This is a genomic window from Mucilaginibacter sp. RCC_168, assembly GCF_041355315.1.
GTDB lineage: Bacteria > Bacteroidota > Bacteroidia > Sphingobacteriales > Sphingobacteriaceae > Mucilaginibacter.
In genome coordinates, this window is record NZ_JBFUPN010000016.1 from 88,770 (window position 1) to 101,618 (window position 12,849).

Genomic DNA, 12,849 nt, shown 5'->3' on the forward strand with positions numbered 1-12,849 from the left:
ATCATATTAACGGCTTCGTAAGATGAAAAACATATTTACTATAGTATGTGCAGGCTTGCTCTTAACCTTTTCGGTTGCGAACAAAACCCATGCTGCAGGTGTTAATGGTTTAGACACTGCAAAAACTATAAAAACATTAAAGCCCGAAGTTCTGGAAATTGTAAATACGGTACTCAAGGCTTCGTATACTTTTAATATCGAAAAAATAGCTGAGTTTTATACCCCCAATGCTGTAATAAGTGATGAGCAGCAACCTTTTTCATGGGCTGGTCCGCTGGCAGGCGTGCAATGGATAAACTCGGTACAGAAGGCGGTAAAGGGTTTTAAAATAAAAGATTTCAAGGTTGAAGTTAAACGCATCAAGGTTTTCCAGCAAACCGAAGAAGTAGCTTATCTGGTAGTACCCGTTGAATACACCGGCACCATTAACGGCGACGCATTTAATGAGGAGGGGGCCTTTTCATTTGTGCTCCGTCTTGTCAGCGACAAATGGCTCATCAAAAGCCAGGCCTGGGTACCCAAAAACGGACTTTGATCTATGATACTTTAGCTCTACCCATATGCAACCTGACCTTATTACCTTTCAAACCTTTAATGACCCGGCTTTAGCAAGTGAGCTTACCACGCTGCTGGATCAACATCATATTCCACATGGGGTAGAAGAAAGCCAGTTTTCCTTTAATCCGGCATTTGTTAACAGCGAGCTATCTAAAGATTACATTGTAAAAATACGAGCCGTAGATTTTGAGTTGGTAAACCGCTTGCTGAATGACAGCGAGCGTACAAATATTGACCAGGCCGATCCGGATCATTACCTGTTTGGCTTTAGTAACGAAGAGCTCATAGATATTTTGGCCAAAGCTGATGAATGGAGCCCGTTCGACTATCAGCTGGCCAGAAAAATACTTACCGAACGCGGAGTTGAAATTAATGATCAGAAATTATCCGGGCTGCATAAAAGCCGGATAGAAGCTCTTAAACAACCGGAACCACCACAAACCACCTGGATTATCTTAGGATATATATTCGCTATTGCAGGCGGACTATTAGGCATCTTTATTGGCTGGCACTTGTCATCCTTCAAAAAAACACTGCCCGATGGCGAACGGGTTTACAGCTATAGCGACAACGACCGAAAGCAGGGAAAACGAATATTTTACTTATCCATTGTGTTCTTTGTCATCAGTGTTATATTCAAATTTTCAGCAGCGCTTAGTTCAACCTGATATTAGATCACTCCTTGGCCAATCTACTTTTCATCTGCAGTAAAAATCAATGGCGAAGCCCAACAGCCGAACTTTTATTCAAGAACCACCCCTTGCACCAGGCATCCTCTGCCGGCACCAGCGATAAGGCACGTATCCGCATAAATCAAAAAATGATTGATCGTGCCGATGTTATTTTTGTGATGGAACGCAAACATCAGCAATTGTTAAAACAGCGTTTTGATATTACCGGCAAGCAACTGGTAGTACTGGATATTGAAGACAATTATCAATTTAATGATCCAGAACTGATAGGAATTTTAGAAGATATTTTGAGGGAATATTTGTAGTAGTAATCACTAAAACAAAACATGCGTCATTGCGAGGTACGAAGCAATCTCTACACAGGCAGGTCAATTATGCAGGTTCATCACTTAGTAATTCTCTCTGTACAGCATAGAGATTGCTTCGTACCTCAATGACGCGTGTAGAGGGAAGATTACCCCAATATCTCCCTGATGTCATCCGCGGTAAGCGACTTGATAAAGCTTTCTTCGGTGGTGATAAGCGCGCGGCTCAGGCTTAGTTTGCGTTGCTGCAGGGCCAGGATCTTTTCTTCTACCGTATCCTTGGTGATGAACTTATAAATGAACACGTTTTTGGTTTGGCCGATACGGTGCGTACGGTCAATAGCCTGCTGTTCCACAGCCGGGTTCCACCACGGGTCGAGGATAAATACATAATCAGCCTCGGTTAAGTTTAAGCCTACACCACCTGCTTTTATCGAGATCAGGAAAACGCGTGTTTTCTGATCTTCCTGGAATTGTTTCACCACATCGCCACGGTTCTGGGTACTACCATCCAGGTATACATAAGGTATGCTTTCGCGCTCAAAATGCTCACGGTAAATGCTCAGTTGTTTTACAAACTGCGAAAATATGAGCACCTTATGCCCGCCATCCAATACGTTGGCCAGGGTATGCACCACGTTTTCAAACTTACCGCTGTCACCCTCATAATCATCGTCGATCATAATAGGGTGATTGGCTATCTGCCGCAATTTAATCAAGCCTTGCAGTACCTGGATCTGGGTTCTGGCAAAGGTGCCGTCCTCCAGACTTTTAAGCAGTTCGTTGCGATATTCTGATTTTACTTTTTCGTAAACCGAGGCCTGTTCTTCGCTCATTTGGCAATAGAAAAGGTTTTCGGTTTTTGGCGGCAACTCGGTGGCTACCTGTTCCTTGGTACGGCGTAATACAAAAGGTTTTATTAATGCCTGCAGCTTGCGGGCTTTGTCCTCGTCCTTTTTCTTTTCAATAGGTGTTACAAATTCATTCTGAAAAAACTGCTGACCGCCCAGCAAGCCCGGATTAATGAACGACATTTGCGTCCACAAATCATTCACTGAGTTTTCGACCGGGGTACCGCTCAGGATCAGTTTAAAGCGTGATTTAAGCTGCTTAACCGCCTGGAACGATTTGGATGATGGGTTTTTGATGTTCTGACTTTCGTCCAGTATCACATAATCAAAAAAGTACTCCTTGAACATGCCAATATCAATCCGGCTGATGCCGTAAGTAGTGATCACTACATCGTAATTGGCAAACACATCGGCCGAGCGGTAGCGCAAGGTACCTGTATGCACCATGAGTTTAAGCTGTGGCGCAAACTTTTTAGCCTCGTTAAGCCAGTTATAAATGAGCGAGGTGGGCATGATCACCAGCGATGTAGCTTTGCTGCCTGCGGCCTCGGTATCTTCTTTGTGTTTTTGCAGCAGGGCCAGGGTCTGTATGGTTTTACCAAGTCCCATATCATCGGCCAGACAGCCGCCAAAATGATAGTTCTTTAAAAAGTGGAACCAGTTATAGCCTGCCTTTTGATAGGGCCTCAAATTACCGGCAAAATGCTGCGGCATATCCACCTCTTCCAGCTCCTCAAAATCGGTTAGCTTTTGCAGCTTGCGGGTCATGGTCACGTTGGCCATTTCGCCCTCGGCCAGGTCATTTACCAGACCTATATGATGGCGGCGCAACTTCAGATCGTTACTACCTTCCGAAAAATGCAGCAGGTTACCATACTGCGAAAACCATTTTTCGGGTATCACGGCAATCTCGCCCGATGGCAGCGTAAATTCCTTTTTACGGTTAAGAATATGATTTCGGAGCTGGATAAATGGTATGCTGTACGGCCCGAACCATACAATGGCATGAATATCAAACCAGTCGTTATTTTCTTTTACCTCCAGGTCAATTTTACTGTTGCCAAATACATAGCGTTTTTGGCCCTCCGGCTGCTCCAGTTCAAAACCCTGCTCAATCAACTCATCATGATACTGGTTAAGCCACTCAAACACCGAGAAAGAATGATCGGCATCCTCGTCGTGGTTATCTACCTCCAGGTTCTGGAACAGGCTCGACACCGTTTTCAGGCCCATCTGCTCCAGCTGCTGCATCTTGTTTTTTTCCCAGGTGATGGAACGTTTGATGCGATGAAAAATATATTCGTCGCCATTTTTCTCCATCCGTACCGATACATGCCTGCCATCGCCATAAGGGAAAATATAGCCTGCATATTTAAAATACAATTGCAGCTGCGAGATGCCGCCTTCTATGTAAATAGGTTTCAAAGCCGCCTGCGCGTCATACTTTTCGGTGTTAATGACAAAACCTTCGGCGTATACATTATGCTTTTCGATCAATGGAGCTACAAACTTTTCAAAATAAGATTGCTCTGATGACCGCGGGATAGCGATATATCGTTTACTGAGAAACGGCTGCAGTTTTTTACCCTCTATCTCTTTATCAAAATAATACAGGGTATCATCCAGCAGCATCCAGGCCGGGTGGTTGCAAATGATCTCGGCATTTTTGAACATGAACTCAATGCGCATGCCCTGGTATTTGATGGTGGGGAAATACCTGATCTCCTCCTCATTACGCCTGAAATGGAACAATACCGACGCCGCCTCAGTGGCTATCTGCAGCTTGCGTTCGGCAGGATAGCCCTCTTTGCTCATCTGGTATACCTGTTTACTGCACAGCAAAGCCAATGCTTCGGCCATACGCCTTTCCATTTTGGGGCGAATGGTATCAAAAAGCTGCTCGTTAAATATCTTGGAGAAAAACTCAAAAGGGCGGATCGGCTTTTTATAATAACGTTTGATCACGTTGCCCTGCTCCATTTCTTCGAGGATCTTGATGAGCTTGATATCCGTATCGTCCAAACAATGGATAAATTCCTTGGCTGTATTGGAGAATAAACGCTGGTGCGTTAGTGAAAATTCGCCGTTGGGATTAAGCTGAACAATGTGCGGCTCAATAACGTACGACAAATACTCATGCCGGGCAATGGCATAAATGATCTGGCATGGTTTGGTACTGTCGACGCGTAACATTAACTTTTGATAAAAAATTAATAGAAGTTACATCAACAAAAAATTCAAACGTAATGAGAATTTACTTTATTTGAAAGTGTTTTCTGTTAAATAATTGTTAACACGGCTTACTGTTTAGTTAAAAGTTGATTTTGATTCCCCCTTTAGGGGCTTAGGGGGCTAAAATTCCAGTGCCAGCTGATCGCCCGGGCCAGCTTCTTTTTCCTGTTTTGATTTAGGTACTATATCGCCAAAGTTGGAGAGGGATATACCCAGCAACCGCACTTTGGCATCGTCTGTATAGTTAACCGCCATAATCTGTTTAGCTGTTTGGCTGATGGTTTCCAGATCATTAAAAGCTTCGGGGAATGATTGATTACGGGTGATCTGCTTAAAGTCGCTGTATTTTACTTTGAGGGTAAGGGTACGGCCTTTCAGATCATATTTAAGCAGACGGTTATAAACCGTGAGCGCTATTTTGTCGAGTTCAGCATCCATTTCTTCCAGCGTGGTGAGGTCGTACGCGAAAGTATCCTCAGCCCCTAACGATTTGGTTTCGCGGTGGGGCTGCACCTCCCGGTTATCCACACCCCGTACAATCTGGTAATAAAACCTGCCGGTTTTGCCAAAGTGCCTTACCAATTCGTCTTCTGTAAGTTTTTTCAAATCGGCGCCGGTATGCAGGCCCATCTGTTTCATTTTTTGAGCGGTCACCTTACCCACACCAAAAAACTTTTCAACGGGTAATTGCTCCATAAAATCTTCGATGCTGGATGGGCCTATGAACTTTAGTCCATCGGGTTTATTGATATCCGATGCTATTTTGGCTACAAATTTGTTGATGGATACCCCTGCAGATGCCGTAAGCTGCAATTCATCTTTGATAGCCTGCTTAATCTGTTTGGCTATTTCAATGGCCGAACCTATGTTCAGCTTATCATGGGTTACATCCAGATAGGCTTCATCTAACGACAGTGGTTCAATCAGGTCGGTATACCTGCTGAATATTTCCCTGATCCTTTGTGATACTTCACCATAGGCCGCAAAACGAGGCCGTACAAATATGGCATCCGGACAAAGCTGCAAGGCTCTTTTTGACGACATGGCCGAGCGCACACCAAATTTACGCGCTTCATAACTGGCTGTAGCTACCACGCCACCCCTGCCTTGCGGCGAGCCACCCACCACCAAAGCCTTGCCCCGGTACTCGGGAAAGTCGCGCTGCTCAACAGACGCGTAAAAAGCATCCATATCAATATGGATAATTTTACGGATGATCTGTACGGGTTCGTTTGGCATGCATAGCAAAGATACGGAGAGCCTTTGCTAAAATGAATAGCTGAAACGCAGCCTTTAATTTGTGTCAAATAAAAACACCCCTCATTGCGGTACGAAGCAATCTCTACGGAGGTCAATCCGTCATGCAAAGTTTAATACTTGGTTATTCGCTCTGTACAGCATAGAGATTGCTTCGTACCTCGCAATGACGTGTTGGTTGGGTTTATCGCCCCTCCCTATCCTCCACCGGCATAAACTGTAATTGCTTTTGAAAATATACATCCCAGCTGTGTTGCTGCACCCGGTCGGTCATGTGCTGGGTGTCCTCATCATAGTCGGTATTCATTTGCTTGTATTTGTTATCAATGCGATTAAACAGGTTCATGGCTTCGTATTGATAATTGCGACTGAAACGGGTTCTGCCAATTTCGCGCAGTAATTCCTGCTGTTCCAGGTAGGCAATGGTATAATGTCCCTGTTCATGTTTTAATACTTCTGACAGTACCTGATTGGATGTTATCCGGCTCCTGTCGAGCCAGGATCTTTCGGTATTTAGTATCAGCTTTACAAAGGCGTTGAGCATAAAGCCACCGTTTACCCGGTTGGCCTGATATTTAAAATCAATGGTGCAGTTGGTATAAGCAACTACGCCACGTGCATTTACACGCGGCGCGCCGCCAAAATCGTTAATGGTTAGTTGATGGAATTGTTGTTGGGCCTGTGCCCCGGTTATCGTTATTAAAAACAGGGCGGCTATGAGCGCCTCTTTAAGCCATCTTACATTCATGAAATACGCAGGTTAAACTTTTACTTTTTGACTTTGTCATTCTGTAAAAGGTTTAAGCCCATCATTTCTTTTAATGTATGCTGCATCTGATCGGTTGATCCGTCAAGGAATATCACGTTGCCTTGCGAATTTTCGGCGAAGTGTTTGATTGATTCTGTCCACATGGTAAACATGATCACCGAGGTATCCATATTGGCCTCGGCCATTTCTTTAGCGGCAACAGTCATACCACGGGCTACTTCCTCACGGAACAGGGCGATACCCTGACCACGTAACTGGGCTGCTTCCCGTTCGGCCTGTGCCGAGATCTTGATGGCATTACCTTCGGCCTCAGCCGCTTTTGTTTTGGTGATCAGTAATGCCTGGCCTTCGTTTTCGGCGGCTGCTTTCAGGTTGTTGGATGCCACTACCTGGCTCATGGATTTCATGATCACATCATCAAACGTAATATCGTTCAATTGCAGATCCTGTAGGTGATATCCCCAGCTCTCGAGTATCTGATCGAGCTGTTCTTTTACATGTTCTACAATATCGCGGCGCAATATCAATACCTCGCTCTGGCGTTTGGTGGCTACAAAGGCCCGGATAGAGCCTTCAACCGTGCGGATAAGTGCCTGCATCAGGTTACGCTCATCAACAAATTTAAAAGCCACGTTTTTAATGGTCTCTTCCTGCTGGTCAAGTACCGAATACAGCAGCATGGCCTTGAAATAAACATTGGCCTGGTCATACGTTACCGCCTGGAATTCCAGCTCGACCGAACGGTTCTGGATAGAGATCTTGGAATATATATTTTCGATAAATGGCAGTTTAAAATTCAAACCCGGTGTTAGTATGCGCCGGTATTTTCCAAACACGGTGATCACTACTATAGTGCCCTGTTTTACAGACACAAAGGAGGTTGATAAAACAATAAGGAGGATGAGTACAATTATTCCAAAAGTAATTTCGGCTGTCATGGTTGATAATATTTAGTAAATAAATGTAGTATTAATTATTGGTGTGTTATTTGTTTTTATAAAAATGCTTTATAAAACAGCAATAAAACCATGAACCTAAAACGAACTTTTGGAGCCATCTTAACCGTACTCGGTATCATTGGCTTAATTTATACCGGGCTGGGTGTCATCAATCACAGCGGTCAAACCACAACATTGGTTGTTGTAGGTATTATATCCATACTATTTTTCTTTACGGGGATAAGCCTCATCCGTAATACCAAAGACGAAGCTTAGGCTTCGTCTTTGGTATTCTGCTTTTTTTAGTTTAGAAAAGCCCGAGTGTCATTTCGAACGAGGAACGAGGAGAAATCTTCTGCTGAATAAAGGGAAAGCGTATTACAGATAGTAGAAGATTTCTCTTTCGCCCCTCCCCCTTTTGGCGCAAGTCTTGCGTTGCAGTTTTGTGGGTAAAGGCTGACTTGTGACTTCAATATAGCCCAATGAACAAGCACAAGTCATCAGCCACTAACAACCGCATAAGACTTGCGCTAAAGGAAGAAGGGACAACACCAACAAAGCAAAAATACTAATATCGTTAAATCCAGCTACCGGTCACCGGATGATTGTGTCATTACCTCTTGTACACCACCAATCCATTTACGGCCCGTCCTATCGTAAGTTTTGAAATCACCCCCATCGTCCCACGCAAAAGACCCAAAACCATGCGAGCGGATATTTTCGACGTAAGTTTTATAAAATAATACACGCCACTCCTGCAATTTACCTGCCGGACAACCATATTCATTTACCATAACCGGTATGCCTTTAGGAGCAAAAAAGTTATGGACCCTGTCAAATATTGCCTTAATCTCGTTCTTCTCGGCTGGTGTGCCCCAGGAAATATTCTTATCTTTTCCAGAAACCCAGGTCCAGGGGCTATAGCAATGAAAATTCGCGATCAGATATTTATCCTTAGGAATGTCGGCCTTTAATAACTCAGAATCACTGCTCCATTCTGTGCCCGCATAAACGATGATGCGTGTAGGATTGCTCTTTCGGATAACTTTAAAGATGCGCTTATTGAGATCATTAAGATTTGCCAAACTGAGCGGGTGTGGCTCATTCAATATTTCAAATAATAAATGATCGGATTTATTTTTAAAACGAGTGCCAATCTGGTTCCATATGGCTTCAAAACGGGCAACATTTTTAGGCGAATAATCCTTTTTAATGAGATCCTCGTGATGACAGTTTAATATGATATATAAGCCCCGGCTCAAACCCCAGTCAACCACCTGTTCTACGCGTGCAATAAACTCAGGATTGATAGCATACGGGGCTATGGTATCAACATGTCTTTCCCAGGTAACCGGAATACGAATTGCCGTGAATCCGGCAGCCTTGTAATCATCAAAATAATAAGGTTTAATCAGGGGTTGTCCCCAACTGGTTTCACCGCCGGGAGCATCTAATGTATTACCTATATTGATCCCTTTCTGTAAATGAGCAATAGCCTGCTGCGGCGTGATTTGAGCATTAACCCGCTCAATCTGAAAATACGCCAGCAGTAATAAGAATACCTTTAAAAATGTTTTTTTCATTTTTTTGAATGTTTATTTCGTACTATTCCGCGGATCAGTTTTAGCTTTTAGCAAATACTCCTGCGGTGGCTCAGCGCCTGCCAGGTTCTTCACAAAATAATCCCAGCGGCGGCGCATCATGTAGTATGAATTCTGACCATAACCGTGAGCATTATTCGGGAATACCACCAGGTCATAATCCTTATTGGCTTTTTCCAGGGCTTCAATAACCAGCAAGGTATTGTAGGGTGGTACATTATCATCCATTAAACCATGAGCAAGCATGAGTTTCCCTTTCAGGTTTTTAGCATAATTTTGATTGGCCTGCGCTTCGTAGTTGGATGTACCATCAGCCTGCGGGGTTAACAAACCAATATAACGTTCGCCCCAATCATCCTCATAATTACGGTTATCATGGTTACCCGATTCAGATATGCCCACTTTAAAAAATTCCGGGAAACGGAACATAGCTGCGGCGGTCGCAAAACCACCACCGGAATGGCCCCAGATGCCTGCTTTATTGATATCGATATATGGATATTTTTGAGCCAGTTGCTGCATGGCGGTAACCTGGTCGGGCAGCGTATTTTCAGACATGTGACCATAATTCATATCATGGTAGCTTTTGGAACGCAGCGGATTACTGGTGCCTTCAATTTTAACAACCACAAAACCCAGTTCGGCTAAGGCCTGGCAATCGCCATGGGCTGATAAGAAGCCCCAACTGCCTACACTGCCGCCCTGTGGGCCTGGGTAAATATTATTAATGATGGGGTACTTTTTATTGGGATCCAGATGGGTTGGCACAAACATTACTCCATAAATATCGGTTTGGCCGTCATGTGCTTTAACCGTTACCGGGATAGGCGCTTTCCAACCCGAAGCCAGTAGCCTGCTGATATCTGTTTTCTCCAGTGTACTGATCAGCTTACCATTCAGATCGCGCAGCACGGTTATTGGCGGCACATCAGTTTTTGAATAGCTATCAATAAAATAGTTCTCATCTGGCGACAAAGTAATCTGGTGAGTGCCTTCTCCAGGACTAAGCAACGTTAGCCCCTTGCCATTAAATCCTACTTTGTACAGATGGCTAAAGTACGGGTTACCGGGTTCACGGCCATCAGCCAGGAAATAGATCTGGCGATTTTTTTCGTCCACTTTCAACAGTTCGGTAACCGCCCAATCGCCTTTGGTGATCTGGTTTTTAACCTTGCCGGTTAGCGCGTCATATAAATACAGATGCCCCCAGTTGTCGCGTTCAGAAAACCAGATGATCTCGTTAGTTTTAGCCAGATATTTCCAGTTGATAGCACCCTGGCCCGACTCATATTGTGTAGCTACGGTTTCTTCAAAAACTTCTTTTACAGCCCCTGTAGCAGCATCGGCAATCCGGAATTTTTCTTGTTTGTGATCGCGTGAGGTGGATACAAAAGCCAGCTTGGCAGCATCTTCTGTCCAGTCCACATCATCAAAAGTACCGCTGCTGGCAATATCGTCGCTCAGCGTAGCACGGTGCGGATCAGGCGCGACCTGGATATTGATCACTTTGGGTTCATCTACATTAATGATCACCCGTTGTATAGTGGCGATTTCCTTATCCCCTGGCAACGGGTATTTCCAGGATTTCAATGTAGGATGGCCAACATTGGTAGTTACCAGGTACATATCGCCCACATTACGCTGATCCTGCTTAAAGGTGGCTATCTTTTTAGAATCGGGCGACCAGCGAACGATAGGTCCGTCTGATGATTTCCAGCCGGCATTATCAGTAGCATAACCAAAATCCTTTACTCCATCGGTAGTGAGTTGTGTCTCTTTCCCTGTTTTTATATTACGTACCCAAAGGTTATAATCTTTAATGTAGGCTACCTGGCTACCATCCGGCGATGCAACTTCGTCATCGCCGCCCCTTCTACGGGAATGTGAGGTATGCTTACCAATTATGGCATTATCTGATGTACATTGATAAGTTTGCAGATCACATTTCCAGGATTTTCCATCGGCTGCAAAAGAGATCGATTTCAGATCGTCCGAAAAACTGAAGGTCTGAAATGGCAGCTTATCAGCTTTGTAAGTTTTACCCGTAGCGGTTGATATGGCCATTGCCAGTTTTTGCTGATCAAATGCCCCTACACGTGTTTTTTTTGCAGGATCAACTAAAATAAATTCGCTTCCTTGTGGTGTTAGTATCCGGTACCAGAATTTATCGCCCGGAAGCCAGTTAGGCATCACTTTGCCATGATCAACCAATTGCTCGGTATTATAGCTCAGGAAGCTTTCGGCATGGGCATAATCTTGAGCGGTTAAGGTTGGGATTTGCTGTGCATTTGCTGTCCAAACAAATGCCGCGGCAGTTAATGATAATAAATATTTATTCATACGCTGTTGAAGGTGCGGAAAATAAGATGTTAATAGTTAAAGTTTAAACCATGCAAATTAATGCTTTTTTTAATAGGCTATTGGTTGGGCTCTGTAACTTTTGTGAGTGAATTATCAAAGTGGGGAATGGTGGTTATTTCTCCACTATCGGCAATGCTCAAACCGGCATCAGGAAAGTCTGTTTCAGTTAGCATGCGGATGCGACGCGTAGCTTGGTCCAGGGTATCTCTTATCAATCCTTTATCATGTGCCTGTTTAAAGGAAATAATACGACCGCTTAAAAATTCACCCCGCTTATTTACGTAAACCTTAAGCAGGGGAGCCATGCCGCAAATGCCGCTTACGCTTACACATTTGTAGGTACAGAAATTGCCAAGACTATAGGCTATCAGCCTGTTCTTATACATTTCCATTGCGCGGTTCACGTGCGGGCCGTTACCAAATATCAAATCGGCACCGGCATCAATGGCATTATGGGCAAAGGCATGCACGTCACCCCGTTTTTCGCCGATGAATGACTCTACCGCAAAAGGCACATGCTCATAATCTACTCCTTCACCGCCACCATGGAATGATACGATAACAATATCGCTGCGTTGTTTTAGTTCCCGTATAATGTGGGCAGCACCTTTCAGATCATGTATAGATACTGTGTTTGCATTGGGAGCAAAGGAACAAAAGCCATAGCGCACACCATTTACCTCAAATACCGTTGAAGGCCTGATCTGTAATCCGGCATAGTTTATACCCAGGCTGTCCAAAGTTTTAGTAGTGCTTTTGCGACCATGCGCGTCAAAATCATTAATGTGGTTATTAGCCAGGCTCAGTAAATTAAATCCCGCGTTTTTTAAAACCGAGGCGTACTGGGTAGGCATCCGGAATAAATAGGCTTTACTTTTTTGATGAAGCTTGAAATGAGCCGGTCCTCCGGTATCAACAAGTGCGCCCTCCAGGTTTCCAAATGCTACGTCTGTATTCTTTAATTCGGCGGCAGCAGCCTTAAAACTGTTACGGGCACTATCGGGGGGAAGCGTGGTGCTATCCGGATACGAGGTACCCAGCATGATATCGCCAACGGCAGCAATACAAAGTGAGTCGTGTTGTATGGGTGTTATCTGAGGTGTTAAAACTTTGGCTGCGTGATGCTTTTTGTGTTTAACAACCGGCTGCCTATCTTGGGCCGGGCTTTCACAGGCCTGCAAAAACAACAACAAGCAAGCTGTTAAAAGCAAGATCCGTAACCTTATGGCAAAAAAAAATCCCCTCATGTTCATGAAGGGCCTAAATTAATTTTTTTATTTCGGAT

Annotated in this window: 11 protein-coding genes; 4 read left to right on the forward strand and 7 right to left on the reverse strand. The window is 44.2% G+C overall.

Features of this window, described 5'->3' with window-relative positions; translation table 11 throughout:
* Nucleotides 1-22: 22 nt before the first annotated feature.
* Genes AB6735_RS16465 through AB6735_RS16475 form a run of 3 tightly spaced genes read left to right on the forward strand, consistent with a single transcriptional unit; the run spans nucleotide 23 to nucleotide 1,555 of the window.
* Nucleotides 23-535, forward strand: coding sequence for a nuclear transport factor 2 family protein (locus AB6735_RS16465; RefSeq protein ID WP_370996941.1), 513 nt, complete (start codon nucleotides 23-25; stop codon nucleotides 533-535).
* 25 nt (nucleotides 536-560) lie between these two features.
* On the forward strand, nucleotides 561-1,226 hold the full coding sequence (locus AB6735_RS16470) for a hypothetical protein (RefSeq protein ID WP_370996942.1): 666 nt from the start codon (nucleotides 561-563) through the stop codon (nucleotides 1,224-1,226).
* Nucleotides 1,227-1,240: 14 nt separating this feature from the next.
* Nucleotides 1,241-1,555, forward strand: coding sequence for a low molecular weight protein tyrosine phosphatase family protein (locus AB6735_RS16475; RefSeq protein WP_370996943.1), 315 nt, complete (start codon nucleotides 1,241-1,243; stop codon nucleotides 1,553-1,555).
* 149 nt (nucleotides 1,556-1,704) lie between these two features.
* Here AB6735_RS16475 and AB6735_RS16480 read toward each other — a convergent pair whose 3' ends face one another.
* The 4 genes from AB6735_RS16480 to AB6735_RS16495 all read right to left on the reverse strand — a co-directional run bounded on the left by AB6735_RS16480 (nucleotide 1,705) and on the right by AB6735_RS16495 (nucleotide 7,602).
* Nucleotides 1,705-4,599 carry a DEAD/DEAH box helicase gene (locus tag AB6735_RS16480; protein WP_370996944.1) on the reverse strand — a complete coding sequence of 965 codons (2,895 nt, stop codon included), beginning with the start codon at nucleotides 4,597-4,599 and terminating at the stop codon, nucleotides 1,705-1,707.
* A gap of 159 nt (nucleotides 4,600-4,758) precedes the next feature.
* Nucleotides 4,759-5,877 carry a DNA polymerase IV gene (dinB, locus tag AB6735_RS16485; RefSeq protein ID WP_370996945.1) on the reverse strand — a complete coding sequence of 373 codons (1,119 nt, stop codon included), beginning with the start codon at nucleotides 5,875-5,877 and terminating at the stop codon, nucleotides 4,759-4,761.
* Between the two features lie 202 nt (nucleotides 5,878-6,079).
* Entirely contained in the window at nucleotides 6,080-6,643 is a 564-nt protein-coding gene (locus AB6735_RS16490; RefSeq protein WP_370996946.1) for a DUF922 domain-containing protein, read from the reverse strand.
* A gap of 20 nt (nucleotides 6,644-6,663) precedes the next feature.
* The gene (locus AB6735_RS16495) at nucleotides 6,664-7,602 is read right to left on the reverse strand and encodes an SPFH domain-containing protein (RefSeq protein ID WP_370996948.1); all 939 of its coding nucleotides are present in this window, start codon (nucleotides 7,600-7,602) and stop codon (nucleotides 6,664-6,666) included.
* A gap of 90 nt (nucleotides 7,603-7,692) precedes the next feature.
* Here AB6735_RS16495 and AB6735_RS16500 point away from each other — a divergent pair, with 90 nt between their 5' ends.
* Complete coding sequence (locus AB6735_RS16500) at nucleotides 7,693-7,878, forward strand: hypothetical protein (RefSeq protein WP_370996949.1); 186 nt, start codon at nucleotides 7,693-7,695, stop codon at nucleotides 7,876-7,878.
* 311 nt (nucleotides 7,879-8,189) lie between these two features.
* On the opposite strand, the gene AB6735_RS16505 is transcribed toward AB6735_RS16500, so the two are convergent.
* From AB6735_RS16505 to AB6735_RS16515, 3 genes are all read right to left on the reverse strand, one after another.
* Nucleotides 8,190-9,185: a glycoside hydrolase family 5 protein gene (locus AB6735_RS16505; RefSeq protein WP_370996951.1), complete on the reverse strand. Its 996-nt coding sequence runs from the start codon at nucleotides 9,183-9,185 to the stop codon at nucleotides 8,190-8,192.
* 12 nt (nucleotides 9,186-9,197) lie between these two features.
* Nucleotides 9,198-11,543 carry a DPP IV N-terminal domain-containing protein gene (locus AB6735_RS16510; protein WP_370996952.1) on the reverse strand — a complete coding sequence of 782 codons (2,346 nt, stop codon included), beginning with the start codon at nucleotides 11,541-11,543 and terminating at the stop codon, nucleotides 9,198-9,200.
* 77 nt (nucleotides 11,544-11,620) lie between these two features.
* Nucleotides 11,621-12,811, reverse strand: a complete 1,191-nt coding sequence (locus AB6735_RS16515) for a CapA family protein (protein ID WP_370996953.1) — start codon at nucleotides 12,809-12,811, stop codon at nucleotides 11,621-11,623.
* Nucleotides 12,812-12,849: the final 38 nt, after the last annotated feature.

Excerpts from the sequence above, each read along its gene's own strand:
- AB6735_RS16465 (WP_370996941.1), top strand. The coding sequence starts at position 23 with ATGAAAAACATATTTACTATAGTATGTGCAGGCTTGCTCTTAACCTTT.
- AB6735_RS16470 (WP_370996942.1), top strand. The coding sequence starts at position 561 with ATGCAACCTGACCTTATTACCTTTCAAACCTTTAATGACCCGGCTTTA.
- AB6735_RS16480 (WP_370996944.1), bottom strand. The coding sequence starts at position 4,599 with ATGTTACGCGTCGACAGTACCAAACCATGCCAGATCATTTATGCCATT.
- dinB (WP_370996945.1), bottom strand. The coding sequence starts at position 5,877 with ATGCCAAACGAACCCGTACAGATCATCCGTAAAATTATCCATATTGAT.
- AB6735_RS16490 (WP_370996946.1), bottom strand. The coding sequence starts at position 6,643 with ATGAATGTAAGATGGCTTAAAGAGGCGCTCATAGCCGCCCTGTTTTTA.
- AB6735_RS16495 (WP_370996948.1), bottom strand. The coding sequence starts at position 7,602 with ATGACAGCCGAAATTACTTTTGGAATAATTGTACTCATCCTCCTTATT.
- AB6735_RS16500 (WP_370996949.1), top strand. The coding sequence starts at position 7,693 with ATGAACCTAAAACGAACTTTTGGAGCCATCTTAACCGTACTCGGTATC.
- AB6735_RS16505 (WP_370996951.1), bottom strand. The coding sequence starts at position 9,185 with ATGAAAAAAACATTTTTAAAGGTATTCTTATTACTGCTGGCGTATTTT.
- AB6735_RS16510 (WP_370996952.1), bottom strand. The coding sequence starts at position 11,543 with ATGAATAAATATTTATTATCATTAACTGCCGCGGCATTTGTTTGGACA.
- AB6735_RS16515 (WP_370996953.1), bottom strand. The coding sequence starts at position 12,811 with ATGAGGGGATTTTTTTTTGCCATAAGGTTACGGATCTTGCTTTTAACA.